The sequence below is a fragment of the Profundibacter amoris genome (assembly GCF_003544895.1).
Taxonomy (GTDB): Bacteria; Pseudomonadota; Alphaproteobacteria; order Rhodobacterales; family Rhodobacteraceae; genus Profundibacter; species Profundibacter amoris.
Genome location: NZ_CP032125.1, coordinates 920,205 through 942,173 on the forward strand (window position 1 = coordinate 920,205; position 21,969 = coordinate 942,173).

Here is a 21,969-nt window from a genome sequence, read left to right on the forward strand (position 1 = left end):
CTCTTGGATGGGCGGAAAAACTGCCCATATCTGGTTCAAGACAAGAAAGGAGAACTGCTATGATCGAGAAATCACACAACAGCGGGTTCTGGCCTTCACTTTATGAACCCCTACGCAATATCGGCACCAAACTGGCAGAATGGTTTGCACCGGCTTCCGAAGCATCCGCTGACGATGCGGCCTATCGCATCGCCATGGAACTGCCCGGGGTCGAGGAAAAAGACATCGACCTGAGCATCCATGACGGGGTGATCACCGTCAAAGGCGAAAAGCGCACCAGTCGCGAGGAAGAAGGGGATACCTGGTATTTCAGCGAGCGCCAGTATGGCAGCTTTTCCCGCAGCTTCCGCCTGCCGCCGGATGCGGACGAAGGCAAGGTTTCGGCCGACCTGAAGGATGGCGTTTTGGTGATTACAGTTGCCAAACGCAAGGATACCTCAGCGGACGGTGCCCGCAAAGTGCCCATTTCAAAAGGTTGATAGCAACAGGGGCGGCGGCAAACGCCGCCCTTACCGGTTTGTGGCGATCAGATAGCCAATGACGCCTGCAACAATCGCAACACCGATCACCGCAAAGGTGATCTTCCACGCCGAATAGGGCCGTTCGCCCTGCACCCGTCCGGTGCGCCCGTTGATCACGAAACGAAATGTTTTGCCACGGTATTTATAGGCCGCCATCCAGACCGGCAGCAGGATGTGTTTGAAGGTCACATTGCTGATGTCGGTATCAAGGCTGCTGATCCGCTGGCGATCCCCGCCAATGTCGAATTTCACATCCCGCACAATCACCCGATCCATATAGGCGCGGGCCTCGGCATAGCCTTCGTCCAGTTGCACGGTATAGCCTTCGGCCCTGAAACCGGCCAGATATTCGGGGCGGTAAGGCTCCAGTTCCGACAGGTCCCACGGCCCCAGTGCATCGGTATAGCGTTTTGGCAGGCTGCGCGAGGCCAGCACCAGCACATCGTCAAAGAAACGTGCCACGCGGCCGGAAACAGACCGCCAGCGGATTTTCTGCACCCGTTGCTGCACCCGTTTGCCATCGCGCATCACGGTGCGGGTTTCATAATAGACCGTGCCGCGTTGGCCGGAATAGCGGGTTTTTGTCTGGGCATCATAGGTCCAGTAGGGCACATAAACGCCTTGCAGTTTGCGCCCCTTGCGGGCGTATTGTTTCACCCCGTTCGGGGCAAACCACAGGCTGCCCAGCCAATCCCCCAGCGCCTTGTGCGATGTGCGCTCATCCAGCGCAAAGGGCAAAACGGCCTTGGGCTTGATTTGCCTCTGGCTGCCGGTGTCGGCCACCACGGGGGTGGCGCAAAACGGACATTCCGCCGCGTGGATTGCGGGGTCGAATTCGAACCGCGCCCCGCAGTTGGGGCATTGCACCACGCGGGTTTCCTCGATCTCGGCTTCGGGCAGGCGGGCGTCAAGGGCGGTGCGAAAATCCAGCTCGCGGATCGGATGGTGGCGGCTGCCGCCGTCCTCGATTGGCTGCTCGTTGCCGCAGAAATCACAGACCAGAAGACCCTTTTCAGGGGCAAAACGCAGATCGGCACCACATTCGTCACAGGGGAAACGATGTTCCCCCGTGACATTGGGCACCTGATAGGGATCGGGCGCAGTCGGCATTTGTTTTATGCCCCCGGTGGCGGGGGTGGCAGGATGGTGAACAGTTGTGCCAACTCGTCAATATCCTCGGCTTTTTTCCAGCCGTCCTGGCCTGCGGCCCAGACATAGGTTTCACGCGACAGCGAACCATCCAGCAGCATCCGGCCCAGATCGGCGCGGGAATAGGGGCCTTTGGTTTCGGCGCCATCGGCCAGATGCCAGACCTTTTCGACAGGCGGAGGCGGGGGCGGCGGAGGGGCCATCGCTGCCGGTTGCGGCGCAGCACCCCAAGGGCCGGATTGCGCGGCCATCTGGCCCGCCATCGCCATGCCCATTCCCATGCCAAGGCCCGCGCCCATACCTCCGCCACCGTTCGGGTTGCGGGCGGCGGTTGTCATGGCTTCGGCGGCGGAATACTGGGTGAATTTGCCCAGATCGCCGGCCAGCCCCATCGAGGTGCGCTTGTCCAGTGCTTCTTCCACCGCGGGCGGAAGCGAGATGTTTTCGATGTAGAGTTCCGGCATCGACAGGCCGTATTGCTCAAGTGTGCCGCTGATTTGTGCCGCTACCAGTTTCCCCAGATCGGCTGTGTTGGCGGCCATGTCCAGCACCGGAATGCCGCTGCCCGCGATCACGCGGGAAAATTCCTGCACGATGATGTTGCGGATCTGGTAGCTGATTTCATCCATGGTGAATTCGCCGTCCGTGCCAACGATTTCGGTCAGGAAACGGGCCGGATCGGACACCTTGATCGTATAGGTGCCATAGGCACGGATGCGCACGGGGCCGAATTCGGGATCGCGACAGATGATCGGGTTCTTGGTGCCCCATTTCAGATTGGAAAAACGGGTGGTGTTGACGAAATAGATTTCCGATTTGAACGGCGACTGGAACCCGTGGTCCCAATGCTGAAGCGTTGTCAGGATCGGCATGTTGTTGGTTTCCAGCATATACAGGCCGGGGGTGAATACATCGGCCAGTTGCCCTTCGTGCACAAACACCGCCGCTTGCCCTTCGCGCACGGTCAGTTTGGCACCATATTTGATCTCGTGGTCCTCGCGTTCAAACCGCCAGACCATGGTATCGCGGGTGTCGTCCACCCAATGGATGACGTCAATAAATTCGCCGGTCAAAAAATCGAATATACCCATATCAGGTTCCTTCATCTACGGCAGGTCAAGAAGACCCGCCCATTAATTCAGCCGCAATCTGTTCCGCAATGGGCCGCACCTCGTCCACAGTCATACCCGGGCGCAGGCGGTCATCATAGAGCATTTGCAGTAACAATTCGTCATGGTGCGTCAGCAGCGCGAATTCCTCGTCATCATTAAAGATCGAGGGGCGCGCGGCGGGGCTGTCATTGGCCAGCCCAAGCCCCTGTGCCAGTTCTTCGTGGATGCAGGACAGGCGCAACAGATCGGGATGTTCGGCACGGATCACCGCCACGGCCTTTGAGTAGACAGGGCTGTTTTCCGAAGCGGAAAAAGCGGCGACCATGCAGAATTGTTCGCGGTCCATTTGCGTGGCCAGATTCAGCATCACGGTGGTGATCCCGGGGGCGATCTGTTTCAGGGTCGGGCCAAGGGCGCGGCGCTGCTCCTCGTCCACGATGAACACATGGAAATTGGGGGAGCGGCTGGTCAGGGTGATGGGCAGGCCGGTCAGCCGCGACAGGCGTTTGGTGTATTTGCGGATGCTGGCGCGATCCTTGTTGCGTTGCGCCGGCGGGACGGTTTCGCCGAATTGCACCTGCATGCGGATCGGTCCCTGCCATTTGTTCAGGCGGGTTGCGGTGGGTCTGGCAATCAGTTTGTCGCCCTTGGTGACATATTCGCCAAACATCGCAATACGGATAAAATTATCCACCAAATTGCGCTGGAAAAACGGCGTGTCCGGCCCGCCGCCATCCACCCGCAGCAAATCATTCACCAGAAAATAGGATTGCCTCTGCCTGTAGAACGCCGCCATTTCCAGACTGGCTTGCGAGCGTGGTTTGACCTCGGGCGGGGGCGGGGCAGGGCGGATTGTTGGCGGGGGTGGGGTTTTGTCCGGCAGTGGCGTTACACATCCGGCCAGCCCGACAAGGCCGACCGTCATCAATGCCACCGCTGTTTTGCGTAACCCTGCCATGCCCCGCCAATCCTGATTTATTTGATATCCGGCACAGCGCCACCAGCTGTGTCGCCTACCTTGTCGCCGCGGGCCTTGGCGGATGCAAGGACCGTTTTCAGTTCGGCCTCCATCTGCTTCAGTTCCTCTTCCGCAGCGGCGCGTTTGGCCTTGCCTTCGTCCGCGATTTGCAGGCTTTCCTCGATCATGGCGATCAGTTCGGCGTTGGCGGTTTTCACGGCCTCGATGTCGAATACGCCGCGCTCCATTTCCTCGCGCACCACCTTGTTGGCCTGACGCAGGTTCTTGGCGTTGGCGGTCAGCAATTCGTTGGTCAGATCATTGGCATCACGCACCGCACCCGCGGCTTCGGCCGAGCGTTGAATGGTGACGGCCTGTGCCAACTGGGTTTCCCACAGGGGCACGGTGTTGACCAAAGTCGAGTTGATCTTGGCGACCAGTGATTTGTCGTTTTCCTGCACCAGCCGGATTGACGGCAGCGACTGCATCGTCACCTGACGGGTCAGTTTCAGGTCATGCACACGGCGTTCCAGATCATCCCGTGCGGCGCGCAGATCGCGCAATTCCTGCGCTTTCATCACCTGTTTGTTTTCAGGTGCCTTGTCCACTTCGGCGGCTTTGGCGGGGATGGTTTTTTCATCCAGCTCTTTCAGCTTTTCTTCGCCGGCTGCGATATAAAGCGCCAGTTCATCGTAAAAGTTCAGCGTCTTTTCATACAGATGATCCAGTGATTTGATGTCTTTCAACAGCTTGTGCTCGTGCCCCAACAGATCGTCTGTCACCTTGTCCAGCTGGCTCTGGACCTTTTCAAAGCGGGCCAGAAAATTGGCGAAAGGTGCGGTGCGCCCCAGTAGTTTTTCCCACCACGACCGTTTGCGCCGCACGTCCAGTTCCGATACCGAAAAGCCGCGAATGGTGGTGACCATATTGCGCAGACTATCACCAGCGGGGCCAACATCCTTGTTGCGCACATCCACCAGCATTGCCTGCGAGATTTCACGCAATTCGTCCTGCGCGCTGGAGCCGAAAGAAATGATCGAATTGGTGTTGTCCATGTCGATTTCGTCCATCCGCTTGCGGATTTCGGCAGCCACGGGTTTATCGGCCTTTTCCAGCGGAACGATTTCGCCCACGGGTTCGGGCAGGACAACGGCGGTGACTTCTTCTATCAGGGCCAGCGATTTTTCGGCCTTTTGGCGGGTTGTTTCGGTCATTTTTACAATACTCCTTATACCTTCGGGCCTACCGGTCCGGTTGGGCGGATGCCCTCGCGCTGCAGCCGCTCGCGCAATACTTCGATTTCAACGTCCAGATCGCTGCGGTCATCCAGCATCAGTTTTTCGGTTTTGGCGGCAAAATTGGTTTCCAGATCCTCCAGCAGCGCGGCGTAATCCTCGCGCGCCTTGGGATCGCGGGTGCGGGAATAGAGATCGGCGAATTTCACCGTCGCATCGCGCGCGCCCTGCAAATAGACGCTTAGATATTTGCGCGCGGCGGTCAGGTCACGCGGGTCTTCCTCGACCGTGCGCAGCATGTCGCGCACCGTGGTCTGGAACTGTGCCACGCGGTCCTCGATCTTGCGATCACCGGCGCGCAGGATGGCATCCGACATTTCCGCCAGACGCTTTTCCGCCTTGTCCACCACACGGGCCACCCGTTCGGTCTGGAAACCGTCGATGCCCTCCATCCCTTTGTCCGTCATCGGGTCGGGACCAAAGGCCAGACCATGCAACACCACGCCCAACAGGCCAAAGATCAGCGCACTGAAAACGCCACCGCTGGCATATCCGGCGATGAACAGGCCAATACCGGTCAGCACACTGCCAAAAATCTTGCGCGGGATGGCGGGGCGTCGGGCCACGCGGCGTTCCTCATAGGCCACTTGCGCGCGAACACCGTCGCGGGTTAACCACGCGGCCAATACCAACACGCCAAAGGCCAGCAGGTTCAGCGCCAGCCCCTCGGGGTCTTTGAAAAAAGCACGAAACGCCAAAGGCAGCGGTACAAAAAACAACACATTCGCCCGCCACATCGCACGGCGGCTGGCCGAGATCTGCACCGGCGATTTTCCGCGTTCTATGCTGCCATCCGGACTGAATTCACCCTTGAAACGTTTGGCCATCTATGCCCCTCCAAAGGCTGATACATAAAAGATCAGCACGATCAGCAGCACAAAGGCCAGTTTTTGCAGACCTGTTGCAGTCATATTCCTCTCCCGATTGCGGATACTAGATCACAGCACCGGCAAATGTCCAAGGGGGAAAGATTGCGCCAATAGATCAGTGGTCTGTCCCCGTTTTACGTTCCACTTCCAGCTTGCGGGCATAGCCTGACTGGATCACCTCGACCACAACCAGCACCACGATCGAGAAATAGAAGGTGGATTTCGACATCGGGATCAAGGCATGGCCGAACAGTTTGATCTGCAGGGCGTCATCATGCATGGCGTGGGCGGCGGCCGGACCGGATTCGCCCAGCAGGACAACCCCGACGATCAGCAGGATGAACAGGCCCAGAACCTCGTACATGCGGTTCTTTTCCAGAAATACGGCAACGGTATCGGCCAGTGCCAGCATGGCGATGCCGGAAATGATAATGGCGGTGGCCAGCACTGCGAAAACCTTGGTGATGGCCAGGGCCGACAAAACGGAATCAAAGCTGAAGATCAGGTTCATGAACACGATCAGCATCACCACCTGCGTGGCCGATTTGGCGTTTTTGTTGCCCATGCCGGTGCCCAGTTCCTCGACCGTCAACATATGGGTGATTTCCTTGAACGCCGTATACATGATGAACACGCCCCCCACGACGAACACCATGGTGGCAAAGTTGACGCCGCCCTCGATGATACCGGGGAGGTTAAATATGTAAAACGGCTCGGACAGGGCGGTGATCAGTTGCAGCATCACAAACAGCAGCACAACCCGCAGCGCAACGGCGATGATAATGCCCCAGAAGCGCACCGATTTCTGTTTGTCCGCCGGCGCGCGTTTGCTCTCGATGCTGATATACAGCAGGTTGTCAAACCCCAGCACCGCTTGCAGGAAAATCAGCACCATCAGGTTGCCAAGGTTTTCTAAGGTTAATAGATCGGCCATATGATCAGGCTCCTGTCACAAAATGCTACTGTTACAATGTCATACCGCCCGTAAACGGCTTTGAAAACTGTTTTGGCGCTATTTACGCCGCCGTTTTGGTTTCGGCTTGGGTTTCTGGCTGATGCCCTTGCCCAGCCCCAACTGGTCACGCAGCACGCGGGGTTTGATTTCCTCGACCTCGCCCGCCTTTAACTCACCCAGTTGAAACGGGCCGTAACTGACGCGGATCAGGCGGTTCACCTTCAACCCGACCTCGTCCAGTGCGCGCCGGATCTCGCGGTTCTTGCCTTCGCGCAGGGCCACCGTCAGCCAGGCATTCGCGCCCTGTTGCCGGTCCAGCGAAACATCCATCGGCTGGAACCGCTCGCCTTCGCTGGTCACACCCTTGCGCAGCGGCTCAAGCATCTTGTCACTTGGCCGGCCGTTCACCCGCGCCCGGTACCGGCGCAGCCAGCCGGTGCTGGGTAGCTCCAGCCTGCGCTTGATCCCGCCATCATTGGTCAACAACAGCAAGCCTTCGGAATTGATATCCAGACGGCCCACACTGACCACCCGTGGCAATTCTGCGGGCAGGGACGCAAACACCGTATCGCGGCCCTTTTCGTCACGCTCGGTGGTGACCAGTCCGATCGGCTTGTGATAGAGCCACAGGCGCGGCGCTTCGGGTTCGCCCACGTCCTTGCCATCCACCACGATTTTATCCGCAGGGGTGACGTTCAGGGCAGGGCTGTCGATCCGCTTGCCATTAACAGTGACGCGACCGGCGGCGATCATCCGCTCGGCCTCGCGCCGCGATGCAAGGCCCGCACGGGCCATGACTTTGGCGATCCGCTCGCCTTTGGGTGTTTCGTTTTCCATGCCCTGCCTTAACCCGCATGCCGGAAAATGAAAAGCGGCTTGGCAAAACCCCTGCCACAGGGCAAACCATAGGACATGAGCGAATTTACCAGCCATATGGACGCCGCCTTGCAACAGGCCAAAGCCGCCGCCGCACGTGGCGAAGTCCCCGTCGGCGCGGTGATCATTGCGCCAAATGGTGAAATCGTCACCCGAACCGGCAACCGCACCCGCGAATTGGTTGATCCGACGGCACACGCCGAAATCCTCGCCATCCGTGCCGCCTGCACGGCCCTCGGGTCCGAACGGCTGACCGGCTATGACCTCTATGTCACGCTGGAACCCTGCCCGATGTGCGCCATGGCCATTTCCGCCGCCCGCATCCGCCGGCTGTATTTCGGCGCCTCCGATCCCAAATCCGGCGGCGTCAATCATGGCCCGCGCATCTTCACCCACCCGCAGGCCCACCATGTGCCCGAAATCTACGATGGCATCGCCGCTGCTGAATCCGAAACCCTGCTCAAGGATTTCTTCCAGTCCCGCCGCAACCCAACTAGTTGATATTTCGCGACAATCCCGTCAGCGGTGCAGGGTTTACAGGTCTACGCCCTAATCTTCTTCTTGCCCGAAATACCTCCGCCGGAGGCTCCGGCATCGCCATAAAAACCGCCGTCGAAATGGCGCACAGCCTTGCAGCCCCCGCCCCACAACGCTAAAGCCTATTCCAGACAGCATTTATCCGGAGACCCTTTGATGTCGATCGACAAGGAAACCGCCGCCCGTGTGGCGCATCTGGCCCGTATCAGGGTCAAGGACGAGGACCTGCCGGCCCTGGCCGAAGAATTCAACGCCATCCTTGGCTTTATCGAACAGTTGAACGAAGTGGATGTCGAAGGGGTGGAACCGATGACATCGGTCACCCCGCAACGCCTGAAACGGCGTCAGGATGTGGTGACAGACGGCAACCAGCAGGAGAAAATCCTCGCCAATGCACCGGACGCCCGCGAAGGGTTCTTTGCCGTGCCCAAAGTGGTGGAGTAAGCGATATGACCGATCTGAACAAACTGACCATCGCCGAGGCCCGCGATTTGCTGCATAAGGGCGACGTCACCGCTGTTGAGCTGACCGAAAGCTGCCTGTCGGCGATTGAAGGGTCAAACGCGCTGAATGCTTTCGTTCACAACACCCCTGAAATATCCCGTGAACAGGCCAAAGCGGCTGACGTGCGGCTGAAATCCGGCGATGCGCCCGCGATGTGCGGCATCCCGCTGGGCATCAAGGATCTGTTTTGCACCAAAGGCGTTCTTTCGCAGGCCGGTTCCGCCATTCTGGAAGGCTTCAGGCCGGAATACGAAAGCACCATCACCCAACAACTGTGGGACAATGGCGCGGTGATGCTGGGCAAACTGAACATGGACGAATTCGCCATGGGGTCGTCGAATGAAACCTCGACCTACGGCAATGTAGTTAACCCGTGGCGACGTGGAAACGAGGAAACACCGCTAACGCCGGGTGGCTCGTCGGGCGGGTCCGCCGCCGCCGTGGCCGCCGATCTGTGCCTTGGCGCAACCGGCACCGACACGGGCGGCTCGATCCGCCAGCCCGCCGCGTTCACCGGCATCACCGGCATCAAACCCACCTACGGGCGCTGCTCGCGTTGGGGCGTCGTGGCCTTTGCCTCGTCCCTGGATCAGGCCGGACCGATGACCAAATCCGTGCGCGATGCGGCGATTATGCTGGAAGCAATGGCAGGGCACGACCCGCTGGATTCCACCAGCGCCGATCTGCCCGTGCCCAATTTCGAGGCCGCGTTGACGGGTGATATCAAGGGTAAAAAGATAGGTATTCCAAAGGAATACCGCATGGATGGTATGCCCGCCGAAATCGGCAAGCTGTGGGAAGACGGCACCGCGATGCTGAAAGACGCAGGTGCCGAGATCGTCGATATCTCGCTGCCGCACACCAAATACGCGCTGCCGGCCTATTATGTGATTGCACCGGCCGAGGCATCAAGCAATCTGGCCCGCTATGACGGTGTGCGCTATGGCCACCGCGCCAAACTGGCGGCGGGGGATGGCATCGACGACATGTATGAAAAAACCCGCGCCGAAGGGTTTGGTCACGAGGTGCAGCGCCGCGTGATGGTCGGTACCTATGTGCTGTCCGCCGGTTTCTATGACGCCTATTACAACCGCGCCCGCCGGGTGCGCACCCTGATCAAACGCGACTTTGAACAGGTGTTTGCCGATGGCGTCGATGCGATCCTGACACCGGCCACACCATCCGCTGCTTTCGGCCTTGGGGAAATGGCCGATGCCGATCCGGTGCAGATGTATCTGAACGATGTGTTCACCGTCACGGTGAACCTTGCCGGCCTGCCGGGCATCACGGTTCCCGCCGGTCTGGACAAGCAGGGGCTGCCCTTGGGCCTGCAATTGATTGGCCGTCCGTGGGAAGAAGGCGATTTGCTGAATGTTGCCTATACGCTGGAACAGGCCGCCGGTTTTGTTTCCAAACCGTCCAAATGGTGGTAACACAGATGGACACGACCAAGGAAAAGGGGTTTTCGATGCGGTTTTTAATTCCGGTGGCTGCAGCACTGGTCGTTTCGGCCTGTGTGCCCGGGGACACAAATTCGGGTGTCGGTTTCAGCAATTACGACAGCTATGAACAACAACGCGCCCGTCGCGAAGCCGAGTTGCGCCAGCAGGCGGTTCCGGCGCAGGGTGTTATTTCCGAGGAAACGGTGCAAACATCTGCCGTACCACAAACACCACCCCTTGCCACGCAAACGCCACCCGCAACGCCCCAGAGCCAAACCGCATCAAGCAGAACACCGACCCCGACCAGCAACAGCAACGCCGGCATTTCGGACGAGCAGGATTTTGATGCCGTCGCCTCGCGCGAAACCATCGAAAGCGACCGCGAGCGGCTGGAACGCCAGCGGGCGGAATATGTGGTGATCGAACCAACTGCCGTGCCAACCGGCGGGCGTTATTCCGGCCCGAACATCGTCAAATACGCGCTGTCGACCACCAATAATGTCGGACAGGCGATCTATAGCCGCTCGAAAATCTTTGCTCAGTCGCGTTACAATCGCAATTGCCAGAAATTCCCTTCGCCCGATAAGGCACAAGAGGCGTTTTTAAAAACCGGCGGGCCGAAACGTGATCCAAAGGGGCTGGACCCTGATGGCGACGGTTTCGCCTGTTCCTGGGATCCAGCCCCCTTCCGCACAGCCCGCAGCGGCGGCTGAGGGCCGGGGTGAAGCCCACCCCGCACCCGTCACCCAATTTCGGGGAGCGCCGTGACGGTGCGATCCCCGACATGGTGGTTTTGCACTATACCGCAATGGACAGCGCCAAAGCGGCGCTGGACCGGCTAAGTGCGCCAGAGGCCGAGGTTTCCGCCCATTACCTGATTTCCGAGGCGGGCGAGGTATTTTCGCTGGTGGCCGAGGAAAAGCGCGCATGGCACGCAGGTACGGGGCAATGGGGAATGGTCACGGATGTAAATTCCCGCTCGATCGGTATCGAAATTGCCAACACCGGCTTTGCCCCTTTCCCCGAACCGCAGATGCTGGCGCTTGAGCGGCTGCTGCACGGCATCATGCGCCGCTGGGCGATCCAGCCGGAACGCATCATCGGCCATTCCGACATGGCGCCGGGGCGCAAGATTGACCCGGGCCTGCGGTTCGACTGGCGACGGCTGGCGCTGGGCGGGCTATCGGTCTGGCCCGATCCGGTTTCAAAACCCTTCGATAAAACCGGTTTAGTGGATCTGTTGAACGCCTTTGGAATGACGGCAGAAAGTGATGCGGAAATTCTTCTGAAGGCCTTTCGCCTCCGGTTCCGCCCCTGGGCATCTGGGCCGCTGGATGATCTGGATCTGGCGATGGCATCTGACCTTGCCTTGCGCTATCCCGTTGACCAATTGCCCCTGACCTCCTAAATCACAGTTGCGCGGATGGCTGGATGGCCGCGCGGCCCTGTGTCGCGAGGAAAGTCCGGACTCCACAAAACGACGGTGCCGGGTAACGCCCGGCCGGGGAAACCCGAGGGAAAGCGCCACAGAAAACAGACCGCCTGTGCTTGCACGGGTAAGGGTGAAACGGCGGTGTAAGAGACCACCGCGCTGTTGGCAACAACAGTGGCACGGCAAGCCCCACCGGGAGCAATGCCAAATAGGGACCTTGCGGGCGCATGCCCAGGGCTGTTTTGGTCCAGAGGTCCGGGTTGGCAGCTAGAGCCTGTTGGTAACAGCAGGCGCAGAGGAATGGTCATCCAGAGGCGGGGAAACCCGCCTTGGACAAAATCCGGCTTACAGGCCGTCCGCGCATAACGATTCCGTCAGCCCCCGTTTCCCGCCTTGACCTGCCTCTAGGAGGAAGGTTTACCGGTTGCTTATGGACATCAATCTTATCACCCTCGTTCTGTTGCCGGTCGGCCTTGGTCTGCTGGGCTTTGTCGAGCCTTGCACCATCGGTGGTCATTTGCTGTTTCTGGACACGCAGAAAACCCGAGGCAGGGGCCAAAAAATCGGGGCGGTGGCGGTGTTTATCATCGTGCGGGCACTGGTGGCCGGATTGTTCGGGGCGTTGATTGCCTTTCTGGGGGAAAAGCTGATTGCGGCGCGGACCGGTATCTGGCTGGTGTTCGGCATCATTTATCTGCTGGTCGGCATCGCCTTTGTCATCGGGCGGGCAGGGGCGGTAAAACGGCGGATTGATCTGGCCCCGCAGGCATGGAAACGGGCCGGCAACCCCGTGGTGCTGGGCATGGCGTTCGGGCTGAATATACCGGCCTGTGCGGCGCCGATCCTGTTTGGCCTGCTGGGGCTGGCGGCGACCGCGGGCACGGTTCTGACCGGATTTATCATGATGTTTTTGTTCGGCCTGTTCCTGTCACTGCCATTGGCGTTGTTTGCCGTTATCCCGAAATGGGCGGCATGGCTGGACGGGGTCGGGCAACGGCTGAAAAATAAGCGCTGGGTGATCGGGGCGGTGTTTATCCTGCTTGGGCTGTGGTCGATCTGGTTCGGCCTGTATGTCGATCCGGCAAATTGGGCAGGGCAGGGATGAGCAACAACGATAAATCACGGTTCAAGAAAGTCGCGATTGCCGGCATCACCTTTCAGGCCGGCTCGGCGGCGGTGGATTCCTCGACCATCATGGCGGCGCTGGTTTACCAGTTGACTGGCAGTTCCATTATTGTCGGGGCGATCACCGCGATCCTGCGCTTTGGCTGGCTGTTTCCGCAACTGATCATCGGCTTTCTGGCGCAACGCTCGGGCAGCTCGATGCAATACTATGTGATCGGGGCCTTCGGGCGGGCCGCCTGCATGGCGCTGATGGCCGCAACCCTGTGGATCGGGGCCGGTTGGCCGCGCGGCTGGCTGGCGGCGGCGGTGATGGTGATCTGGGTGGCCTATGCGTTCATATCGGGCATCGTGGCGGTGCCCTATAACGACATCGTTGCGCGCTCGGTTCCGTCGAAATTGCGTAGCCGCCTGCTGGCGACACGGTTCTTTGGCGGCGGGGTGCTGGCGTTGGTGGTGGTGGGGATTGCCGACCGGCTGGTGGGGGAACTGGCGTTCCCTCTGTCCTATGCGGCGATCATCGCGATTGCCTCGGTGCTGATGTTCCTATCGTCAACCGTGTTCACCGCGATGGGCGAACCGCAGGCCGTGGGCAATGCCGCCACTAAACCCGGATTTTTCCAATATCTGAAAGACGGGGTGCAGGTGTTCAAAACCGACAACCGCTTTGCCACTTTCGTTTATGCGCAATGGTGCGGCGGGGCGGTGCTGATGGCGATGCCGTTCTATGTGGTGCAGGCCAGCCAATCGGGCGTTTCGCTGGAACATGTGGCGCTGTTGCTGGGGGCGCAGACCACGGGGGCGTTGTTGTCCAACCCGCTGTGGGGCTGGTGGGGCGATCATCTGGGCAAGGTCAGCCTGCTGAAGGCCATCGCGCTGGGCCGTGTGGGGCCGCCGTTGCTGGTGCTGCTGGCCGCGCTGGCGTTGTCCTTGCCCCAAGCGGCGCTGTTCTGGTTCTTTATGGGGGTCTTTTTCCTGATGGGCGCTTTGGCGAACGGGCTGACCATCGCGGTGATCGGTTTCCTGATGGAAATATCCCCCGATGACAAACGCCCCGCCTATAGCGGCTATTTCAACGCTATCACGGCGCCTGCGTTCTTGTTGCCGCTGTTGGCGGGAATTATCGCCAGCATGTTCGGCGTGACTGTGGTGTTCGCGATATCATTGCTGGCAGCTGGGGCGCAGTTTGTCCTGCTGCGCAAAATTCGCACATAATCCGGTTGACTCGGGGGCCACGGGCGTTAAAAGGCAGGCTTCTAGGATTCATTCGGGCGCAATCTGCCCACCCGCTTTAGGAGCACTATCATGGCGAAGCCAACCACAATCAAAATCCGCCTGAACTCGACTGCGGGCACCGGCCACTTTTATGTGACCAAAAAGAACGCCCGCACCATGACCGAGAAGATGACGGTTAACAAATACGACCCGGTTGTGCGCAAGCACGTTGAATATAAAGAAGGCAAGATCAAGTAGGATCAGCCTGACCCATGGGTTGCAGATAAAAAGGCCGCGCTATAATTTGCGCGGCTTTTTTGTGTTTAGGGGGCGGGACTGTTCACAGTGCTATTTTCAGTATTTTCAACTGCTTTTGGATGCCGCCAACTGAAGTCAGATGAGACACTTGATGAAAAGGGGGGAGAGGATTGTCTGATCGCAAGTGCCGGGGGTTACGGCTCGTAGTTGCTTTGCGCTCCACAGGCGGCACAGAATGTGGCTCTCGGGGTTCGCAAAGGCTTGTTACAGGCGGCACACGGAGGGCCGTATTGGCTCGCTATATGATGAAAAATCGCGTTTGAATTCGTTTCGCGATAACCCGTTATTTTTTCGTATTCAGCTAGAAATTTGGTATTTCTATCTGAATATAAACCTTCCTTGTCTCTAATAATTACGGAAAGATCATCCCACTCTTGATCCGTTAACATGGGTAACTCCATGTCGCATCGCCAACAGTACATGGTGATGGGCATCCTGTATCTCCATTGAGATTAGCTGATCCTATTGTCCACAAATGTTGAATGGGGGCAAGCAAGGTCTCGGAAAATGTATTTGATATGTTGAGATACAAAGCAGCCCATGGATTGTTTTACCCGTGGTTCAGCATCGCGGGCCAAAAAACACCCCTGACGCTTCTCAAATGAAAAAGGCCGATCACTTGGACCGGCCCCTTCTAAACTCTATATGAAGCGCTGTTAGTCGCGGCTGCCAAGGAATTGCAGCAGGAACATGAACAGGTTGACGAAATCCAGATACAGGTTCAGCGCACCCATGATGGCGGCCTTGCCCAACCATTCGCTATCGCCATGCATTGCATGGGCCAGATAGGTGGTTTTGATTTTCTGCGTGTCATAAGCGGTCAGGCCGGCAAAGATCAGCACGCCAATCGCAGAAATCGCCAATTGCAATACGCCGGACCCAAGGAACAAATTCACAACCGAAGCCACGATCAGCCCGATCACACCCATAATCAGGAAAGACCCCCAAGCCGAGATATCCTTTTTCGTGGTATAGCCCCAGAGGCTGAGACCGGCAAAGGAGATTGCGGTTACCAGAAATGTCTGGGTGATCGAGAAATCGGTGTAGACCGCGAAAATCCACGAGATCGACAAGCCCATGGCTGCCGAAAAAGCGTAGAAGAACAGTTGCGCGCCTGCGGCCGAGATGCGATTGATCACGGCGCCAAAGGCGAAAACCATGATCAGCGGCAGGAACATGATGATATAGCGGGTAAAGCCGGTGAACAGCGATGCCATCAACGCGGCGTTGTTGCCAACCGCCCATGCTGCCAGTGCGGTGATCAACAGGCCGACGGACATTGTGCCGTAAACCTTGTTCATGTGGGCTTTCAGCCCTGCGTCGATCTCGGCTGTGCGGGTGCCGGCACCGGCGCGGATCGTGTTAAAGTCTGCCATTAAAACCTCCAGAGTCATGTTATGTGGCCAGTGCCCATGTGAGATGGCCACCATTCCCTTCCTATATTGGGAATGATGGCCTGCATATCAAGGTTTTCTGCGTGTTTTACATGTGTTTTTCGCGATTTAACGCAGCCAGTTTGCCGGAACGTCCCAAATCGGGCGGTTTGCCTCTTGTTTGGCCTGTTTGCGGGTCAGACCCAGATCGGCCAATGCCGCGCTGTCCAACCGGCGCAGGGCGCGGCGCTGGTGGCGGGCCTTTAGCGCCAGTTTGATCATGTGAAACGCTGTGGGGCGCGGCTTGCGGGTTGTGCGGGCGGGGGTGTTGCAGGTGGTCATTGTCATGGCGCGGTCCTTTCGGGTTTCGTGATGTATTTTTGGAAATGTATCAAATCTCTTGATCTATATCGCATCTTGTGATCCATTTGGAAAATGAATGTTTATGCGATGTAGTATCAAGGATAGTGATATGCCAAGAAATCTGGACATGACGGCCCTGCGATCCTTTGCAGCGGTGGCCGAGGCGGGCGGGGTGACCAAGGCATCGGGGTTTTTGAACCTGACGCAATCAGCGGTGTCGATGCAGCTAAAGCGGCTGGAAGAATCGCTGGACCTGAAGCTGCTGGAGCGCAGCGGGCGCGGCGTGGTGCTGACCGGGGCGGGCGAGCAACTGTTGGGATACGCCCGCCGGATGCTGGCCCTGAATGACGAGGTGTTCGGGCGGCTGACCAATCAGGCGTTCGAGGGCGAGGTGACGCTGGGCGTGCCCCATGACATCGTTTACCCCGCCATTCCGCAGGTGTTGCAACGGTTTGCGGCGGAATATCCGCGCATGAACGTGCGGCTGGTATCGTCCTATACCAAGGGCTTGCGCAAAATGTTCGAGCGGGGCGAATGTGACATGATCCTGACCACCGAGGACACGCTGGAAGCGGGTGGTGAAACCCTGATGACGCTGCCGCTGATCTGGATCGGCGCGCCGAATGGATCTGCCTGGAAATCGCGCCCCTTGCGGCTGGCCTATGAACACGCCTGTATTTTCCGCGCGGGTGTGCAAAAGAATCTGGACGAGGCAGGCATCCCTTGGGAAATGGCGGTCGAATCCGATTCCACCCGCACGATCGAAGCATCCGTCAGCGCCGATCTGGCGATCCACACCGTGCTGGAGGGGATGGAGCCGCCCTATGTCGAGAAAATCCAGCACGGCGGCGCGCTGCCTGATCTGACCACCAAACAGATCAACCTGTATGTGTCGGATCTGGCCAAAGGGCAGGCGATCGAGGATATGGCCGAATTTGTGCGGCAGGCGTATCGGGGGTTGTAGAAAAGTGGTGCCAATGAAACTAGCCCTAACCTTGGGAAATCTTTTCAGGATTTGTTGTGAAACCCGCATGGAACAACCACCAGAAACAATCGGGAGCCAACTTGACTATTTAACCCGGAGGTGGTGGTATTTCCAAAACCAATCGAGCAAAAATCAACACCGGGAGCGCAGTATATGACACAGAAAACAGGTAGAGTCCTGGTAGGAACACCGCCGCCCCCGCCAGCCCCGGTCAGCAGCGCAATTGTCGAGGTTGCAAGGGAACATGGCATCAGCCCGATCAAGCAATTTCGCGAAATCATATCCCTGTATTTCGGCGCGCCAAAACTGGGGGCGAATGAATATTACGCGGCGGGGCTTTTCCGGTCGGATTTAACCAAAGAGCAGAAAAAGCAGTTCGTCGGCGAAAAACGAAATCTTGCACTGAACCAGCGCCTTTCACCAGGCAACATCGCGCGCAACAGTGATTTTCTGGACAACAAGGTATTATATACCGCTTTGCTGGGCAGCCTTGGATTTCCCACGACAATGGTTCAGGCCGTTGTTTCAATAACCCACGGGTTTGGCAAGTTGAAGACGCTTCAATCGATCGAAGCGGTAGAAGAGTTTTTACTGAACGGGGCCGTCTACCCCGTTTTCGGAAAACCCATTGAGGGGTCCAAAAGTGTCGGCTCGGCCCTTTTTTCCTCGGTTGACCGCAAGGCCCGGACAATTGTTCTGGGCAACGGCATAGAAACAGCGGTTGCGGATCTGGCCAAAGAAATATTCACAGAGTTCTCTTACGGGTATGTCTTTCAATCAGTCATTGAACAGCACGAAGCCCTGAATGCGGTTATCGGATCGGCGGTCGGCACAATCCGGGTTGTCACCCTGATGCAGGACGGTGCGCCCGAGGTTCTGTATACCGTTTGGAAAATTCCGGCCCCCGAAGCGATGTCGGACAATTTCTGGCAAAAAGGGAGCATGATCGCCGAGCTGGATGCCGACACCGGTCAAATCAAACAGGTCCGACGCGGCGTTGGTATGGATGTCGAACAAATCGAAAACCACCCTGTTAGCGGGGCCGCGCTTGTGGGTTTTGTTGTGCCGGATTGGAAAGAAATAATCGCGCTTGCCAGAAGGTGCCACACCGTAACCCCCGAGAACGGGGTTCTTGGGTGGGATATTGCCGTTGGCCCTGATGGCCCGATGGTGATCGAGTGCAATACAAGTCCCGCCCATTCCCTGTACCAGATGGCAACAGGGCGCGGCATCCTGAACGAAGAGTTCCTGGAAAAATTCACCAAAGTGTTTGACCGCAACAAGAAAATTTCCAGGGCGATAAAGGCCTCTGATAAATCGGAATAACCCTGGGCTTTGGTCGGACAACGTTTGCCTGTTGGCCGTTCGAGGGCTGGCCGGTGGGGTGCGATGTCTGTTTCGGGTCTGGCCAAAGGGCAGGCGATCGAGGACATGGCCGAATTTGTGCGGCAGGCGTATCGGGGGTTGTGAGGGATGGAAAGGCGTGATGGGCCGTTTTGAGCCCTTTGTTCAGTCACTATTGCCCCCACAAGGATTGGAACCTTGGGGAATTTCACTGCTGACTTCAACACGAAAGTAGAAATTAGTTTCAAGGTTTGGTGTAATTAATATCGCAGGCCCCTCTCTACAACAGCGGACGGCTCCGCGAAATGGCCGTGCCGGATGATAGCGCCAAATTACCCATTGATACTCATCTCTCGGAAAACCTACTTCAAACCCGCTCTCCCACTCGGCTGCTACTTCGCGCCAACCAGAACGGGTTTCTTCGCTCTCTCGCACTAAGCAGTTAACCCACTTACCCTGATCAACCCTGGCAATGGCAACAAGGGTTTGTGGCCTGTTATAGACCGAATACACTTTCACGCCTGGAAGGCCGTGAGTGAACGGAGCCGACTCATACTGCTCTAGCGGAGCGAAATTCTGACTGGAGATAACCGCTTCACAGGCACGGACCATTTCTTGCCATTGCGAACCAGTATTTGCGAACAAAATACCCGACATTCCTAACATGGATGAAACGATCAAACAGGAAAGAATACCCAAGCGCGCCACAAACGTCCGATTTTTATTTACAGTAGATATCATCGCAGCTTCCTTCCCGCTTAATTAGATAATTCTGTGGTGTGGATAGAAATTTCTCAAAGGCAAGCTTGTCCACATAGCCGCCATCCCTCTAAACCGTCACAACCACCTTACCCCTCGATTTCCACCTGCGTTTCTGTCTATGTGTCAGGCGTATAGGAATTTATAGACGCACCTGCCCGACATTTGCCTATTCCCCGATCTTCGGACAGGCACCGGCCTTGGCCGGATACAGACGGAAATGGAAAAACGGGCCGGAGCCGATGGTGACCGAGTGGCGGGCTACTTCCAGATAGAACGCATAATGGCCGTTCTGTTCGTCTTCGTCGCCGTACTCGAAATTCGTTCCGCCGATGTCGGACAGGATTGTGTTGCGGGTTTTTATCACGATGCTGCCATCGTCGCGTTCCTTGATCCAAAGTTGGCTGTCGGCCTCGAAGGTCATGCAGGCGGGGCCGGTGGTGTCTGATCCGGTGTTTTCATAGCAACTGTAATAGTCGTAGCCGAATTGACCGTCGCGGTTGGTACCGCTGAGCACGACGGATTTGTCGGCGGCGTCGATTTCCAGTGCTAGTGTGGTGACGTTCTGGTTCGGTTGGTTGCGCATGTGTTTGGCGGAATAGTGGCGGGTGTAACATGGCGAAAGGTCATTCAGGCCGGTTGACCAGACGGGGCCTGCAAGGGCTACGGCAATGGTCGCTGTGATGATGGGGAAAACAAACCTGAACATAATGGGCAACCTGTCAAAATAAATATGCCCCGAGGGTAGTGGTATGCCCCGGGGCAATCAATGCGCAAATGGCCGGGGATCAAACATCCTTTAGCAACCGCAAGGCATCATAGATCGCCGCGTGGGTGTTGCGGGCCGCTACGGCATCCCCGATGCGAAACAGTTGGAACGCCCCGTCTGGGTTGGTGGCGATGACCTGAGGCTGGCCTGCGATCAGGGCGTCGTAATCGACTTCGCCCAGATTGCGTGACATCGGTTTCAGGTCGAAATACAGATCGTCCAGCGGCAGGGTGCCGTGGTTCACCACGATCTGGTCATAGGTGGCCGTGCTGCGGTAATCGCTGTAATCGGTGCCGATGATGGCGCGCAACCGGTTGCCGTCGCGTTCCACATCCATAAGGCGGCGGGTGACGGTAAAGGTCGCGTCCTTGTCCTGAAGCGCGCGCATGTAGGGCACCAGATTCATTGCCATCACCTCGGGGGCAAAGCTGCGGTCCGGTGTCATGATTTCCACATGTGCGCCGCTGTTGGCGATCACTTCGGCGGCTTGCAGGGCAGGGTGGTCGCCAGCGTCGTCATAGACCAGCACGTTCTGGCCCGGTTTCACATCGCCCGCGATGATGTCCCAAGCCGAGACCACCAGATCATTGCCGGTTTCCAGCACCTCGGTGTCGGGCAGGCCGCCTGTGGCGATGATCACCACATCGGGGGACAGTGCGGTGACGTCTTCGGCCTCGGCCCATGTGTTGAAGCGGAAATCCACATCACGGGCGGCGCATTGGGACATGCGCCAGTCGATGATGCTGATCATTTCGCGACGGCGCGGGTTTTGCGCGGTCAGGCGGACCTGCCCGCCGGGATCGGCGGCGGCCTCCAGCACCGTCACCTTGTGCCCCCGTTCAGCGGCCACCCGTGCGGCCTCCAGACCGGCGGGGCCAGCGCCGACGATCACCACGTTTTTACGCGTCTTTGCGGGCGGGATGTCATGCGGCATGGTCAGTTCGCGGCCCGTGGCGGCGTTGTGCATGCACAGGGCTTCGCCCGCGCCATAGATGCGGTCCAGACAATAGGTGGCGCCGACGCAGGGACGGATGTCGTCCTCGCGCCCCTCGATGATTTTGCGCACGATATGCGGATCGGCCAGATGGGCGCGGGTCATGCCGACCACGTCCAGCAGACCGGCGGAAACCGCGTGGCGGGCGGTGGCGACATCGGGGATTTTGGCGGCGTGGAAGGTGGGCAAGCCAGTGGCGGCCCGCACCGATCCGGCGAAATCCAGATGCGGGGCGTTTTTCATGCCCTGAACGGGGATCACATCGGTCATTGCCGGATCGGTATGGATGCGCCCGCGGATGACATTCAGGAAATCCACCATGCCGCTGTCGCGCCATGTGTTGCAGACGGTGATCCCGTCCTCGAATGTGATGCCGCCCGACTGGTCCTCGTCCACGGTAAAGCGCATGCCGACGATGAAATCGTCCCCCACCCGTTTGCGGATAGCACGCAGAACGTCCATGGAAAACCGCATCCGGTTTTCCAGCGTGCCGCCATAGGGCGCCTCGAGCGTATTGGTCAGCGGCGAGATGAACTGGTCCAGCAGATGGCCGAATACCTCAAGTTCAATTCCGTCCATGCCACCGGCCTGCATCCGTTCGGCGGCATCGGCGTAATCGGTGATGATGCGGGCAATGTCCCAGTCCTCGATCTTTTGACAAAGGCCCGATGCGCCGGTTCGCGTTTGTGTGACGGAGTGACGGCGGGCAGCCAGTCGCCCTTGTCCCAGCGGGTGCGCCGCCCCAGATGGGTCAGCTGGATCATCACCGCCGCGCCATGTTCGTGGCAGGCATCGGTCAGGTTCTGGATCCACGGCACCACCTCGTCCTTGTAGGCAAGGATGTTGTTGAACACCGGCGGGCTGTCTTTGGATACGGCGGCCGATCCGGCGGTCATGGTCAGCGCGATCCCCGCCTTGGCGCGTTCCTGATGATAGGCGCGGTAGCGGTCTTTGGGCATACCGTCTTCGGGGTAGGCTGGCTCGTGACTGGTGGTCATGATCCTGTTTCTCAGGGTCAGGTGTTTTAGCTGGTAGGGCTGCAACAGGGGATCATTGGACATCGGGCCGGCTCCTATA

22 protein-coding genes, 1 other RNA gene and 1 pseudogene are annotated in these 21,969 nt (G+C 58.2%); 12 read left to right on the forward strand and 12 right to left on the reverse strand.

All coding sequences use genetic code 11. From position 1 onward, the window contains the following. Positions 1 to 59 precede the first annotated feature (59 nt). On the forward strand, positions 60 to 479 hold the full coding sequence (locus BAR1_RS04595; RefSeq protein WP_118941934.1) for an Hsp20/alpha crystallin family protein: 420 nt from the start codon (positions 60 to 62) through the stop codon (positions 477 to 479). A gap of 30 nt (positions 480 to 509) precedes the next feature. On the opposite strand, the gene BAR1_RS04600 is transcribed toward BAR1_RS04595, so the two are convergent. The 7 genes from BAR1_RS04600 to BAR1_RS04630 form a co-directional block, all read right to left on the reverse strand. Further along, positions 510 to 1,631 (reverse strand): primosomal protein N' (replication factor Y) - superfamily II helicase, encoded by a 1,122-nt coding sequence (locus tag BAR1_RS04600; RefSeq protein ID WP_118941935.1) that lies wholly within the window; start codon positions 1,629 to 1,631, stop codon positions 510 to 512. Between the two features lie 5 nt (positions 1,632 to 1,636). Then, positions 1,637 to 2,761: an SPFH domain-containing protein gene (locus BAR1_RS04605; protein ID WP_118941936.1), complete on the reverse strand. Its 1,125-nt coding sequence runs from the start codon at positions 2,759 to 2,761 to the stop codon at positions 1,637 to 1,639. 25 nt (positions 2,762 to 2,786) lie between these two features. Further along, on the reverse strand, positions 2,787 to 3,740 hold the full coding sequence (locus BAR1_RS04610) for a DUF2927 domain-containing protein (RefSeq protein ID WP_118941937.1): 954 nt from the start codon (positions 3,738 to 3,740) through the stop codon (positions 2,787 to 2,789). Between the two features lie 17 nt (positions 3,741 to 3,757). Beyond that, a complete protein-coding gene (locus BAR1_RS04615) occupies positions 3,758 to 4,954 on the reverse strand; it encodes a toxic anion resistance protein (RefSeq protein WP_118941938.1) in 1,197 nt (398 codons plus the stop codon). A 14-nt stretch (positions 4,955 to 4,968) separates the two neighbouring features. Beyond that, positions 4,969 to 5,862 (reverse strand): 5-bromo-4-chloroindolyl phosphate hydrolysis family protein, encoded by an 894-nt coding sequence (locus BAR1_RS04620; protein WP_118941939.1) that lies wholly within the window; start codon positions 5,860 to 5,862, stop codon positions 4,969 to 4,971. Between the two features lie 157 nt (positions 5,863 to 6,019). Continuing rightward, positions 6,020 to 6,838: a TerC family protein gene (locus BAR1_RS04625; RefSeq protein WP_118941940.1), complete on the reverse strand. Its 819-nt coding sequence runs from the start codon at positions 6,836 to 6,838 to the stop codon at positions 6,020 to 6,022. 78 nt (positions 6,839 to 6,916) lie between these two features. After that, complete coding sequence (locus BAR1_RS04630; protein ID WP_118941941.1) at positions 6,917 to 7,696, reverse strand: pseudouridine synthase; 780 nt, start codon at positions 7,694 to 7,696, stop codon at positions 6,917 to 6,919. A gap of 75 nt (positions 7,697 to 7,771) precedes the next feature. Between BAR1_RS04630 and BAR1_RS04635 the strand changes: the two genes are divergently transcribed. The 9 genes from BAR1_RS04635 to rpmG all read left to right on the forward strand — a co-directional run bounded on the left by BAR1_RS04635 (position 7,772) and on the right by rpmG (position 14,245). Then, positions 7,772 to 8,236 carry a nucleoside deaminase gene (locus tag BAR1_RS04635; protein WP_228408735.1) on the forward strand — a complete coding sequence of 155 codons (465 nt, stop codon included), beginning with the start codon at positions 7,772 to 7,774 and terminating at the stop codon, positions 8,234 to 8,236. Positions 8,237 to 8,428: 192 nt separating this feature from the next. Continuing rightward, on the forward strand, positions 8,429 to 8,716 hold the full coding sequence (gatC, locus tag BAR1_RS04640; protein WP_118941942.1) for an Asp-tRNA(Asn)/Glu-tRNA(Gln) amidotransferase subunit GatC: 288 nt from the start codon (positions 8,429 to 8,431) through the stop codon (positions 8,714 to 8,716). Between the two features lie 5 nt (positions 8,717 to 8,721). Then, positions 8,722 to 10,209: an Asp-tRNA(Asn)/Glu-tRNA(Gln) amidotransferase subunit GatA gene (gene gatA, locus BAR1_RS04645; protein WP_118941943.1), complete on the forward strand. Its 1,488-nt coding sequence runs from the start codon at positions 8,722 to 8,724 to the stop codon at positions 10,207 to 10,209. A gap of 35 nt (positions 10,210 to 10,244) precedes the next feature. Continuing rightward, a complete protein-coding gene (locus BAR1_RS04650; RefSeq protein WP_118944342.1) occupies positions 10,245 to 10,931 on the forward strand; it encodes a hypothetical protein in 687 nt (228 codons plus the stop codon). A gap of 71 nt (positions 10,932 to 11,002) precedes the next feature. Continuing rightward, a complete protein-coding gene (locus tag BAR1_RS04655) occupies positions 11,003 to 11,626 on the forward strand; it encodes an N-acetylmuramoyl-L-alanine amidase (protein ID WP_118944343.1) in 624 nt (207 codons plus the stop codon). Positions 11,627 to 11,637: 11 nt separating this feature from the next. Then, positions 11,638 to 12,014: RNase P RNA component class A (rnpB, locus tag BAR1_RS04660), an RNA gene on the forward strand. A 66-nt stretch (positions 12,015 to 12,080) separates the two neighbouring features. Then, positions 12,081 to 12,755 (forward strand): cytochrome c biogenesis CcdA family protein, encoded by a 675-nt coding sequence (locus BAR1_RS04665; RefSeq protein ID WP_118941944.1) that lies wholly within the window; start codon positions 12,081 to 12,083, stop codon positions 12,753 to 12,755. Then, positions 12,752 to 13,987, forward strand: coding sequence for an MFS transporter (locus BAR1_RS04670; protein ID WP_118941945.1), 1,236 nt, complete (start codon positions 12,752 to 12,754; stop codon positions 13,985 to 13,987). Before BAR1_RS04665 ends, BAR1_RS04670 begins: the two co-directional genes overlap by 4 nt. Positions 13,988 to 14,077: 90 nt before the next feature. Next, on the forward strand, positions 14,078 to 14,245 hold the full coding sequence (gene rpmG / locus BAR1_RS04675; RefSeq protein WP_011750518.1) for a 50S ribosomal protein L33: 168 nt from the start codon (positions 14,078 to 14,080) through the stop codon (positions 14,243 to 14,245). A 716-nt stretch (positions 14,246 to 14,961) separates the two neighbouring features. Here the strand turns inward: rpmG and BAR1_RS04685 are convergent. Both BAR1_RS04685 and BAR1_RS04690 read right to left on the reverse strand, forming a co-directional pair. Then, positions 14,962 to 15,681, reverse strand: coding sequence for a Bax inhibitor-1/YccA family protein (locus BAR1_RS04685; protein WP_118941946.1), 720 nt, complete (start codon positions 15,679 to 15,681; stop codon positions 14,962 to 14,964). A 126-nt stretch (positions 15,682 to 15,807) separates the two neighbouring features. Next, complete coding sequence (locus BAR1_RS04690; protein ID WP_118941947.1) at positions 15,808 to 16,026, reverse strand: DUF1127 domain-containing protein; 219 nt, start codon at positions 16,024 to 16,026, stop codon at positions 15,808 to 15,810. Between the two features lie 124 nt (positions 16,027 to 16,150). On the opposite strand from BAR1_RS04690, the gene BAR1_RS04695 reads away from it, so the two are divergent. Continuing rightward, positions 16,151 to 17,005, forward strand: a complete 855-nt coding sequence (locus tag BAR1_RS04695) for a LysR family transcriptional regulator (protein ID WP_118941948.1) — start codon at positions 16,151 to 16,153, stop codon at positions 17,003 to 17,005. Positions 17,006 to 17,179: 174 nt separating this feature from the next. Further along, on the forward strand, positions 17,180 to 18,352 hold the full coding sequence (locus BAR1_RS04700) for a sugar-transfer associated ATP-grasp domain-containing protein (RefSeq protein ID WP_118941949.1): 1,173 nt from the start codon (positions 17,180 to 17,182) through the stop codon (positions 18,350 to 18,352). A 183-nt stretch (positions 18,353 to 18,535) separates the two neighbouring features. Here BAR1_RS04700 and BAR1_RS17905 read toward each other — a convergent pair whose 3' ends face one another. The 3 genes and pseudogenes from BAR1_RS17905 to BAR1_RS04710 form a co-directional block, all read right to left on the reverse strand. Continuing rightward, complete coding sequence (locus BAR1_RS17905; RefSeq protein ID WP_162891672.1) at positions 18,536 to 19,111, reverse strand: hypothetical protein; 576 nt, start codon at positions 19,109 to 19,111, stop codon at positions 18,536 to 18,538. Positions 19,112 to 19,298: 187 nt separating this feature from the next. Next, entirely contained in the window at positions 19,299 to 19,838 is a 540-nt protein-coding gene (locus BAR1_RS04705) for a hypothetical protein (protein WP_118941950.1), read from the reverse strand. Positions 19,839 to 19,917: 79 nt separating this feature from the next. Beyond that, a pseudogene (locus BAR1_RS04710) lies at positions 19,918 to 21,953 on the reverse strand (oxidoreductase). Positions 21,954 to 21,969: the final 16 nt, after the last annotated feature.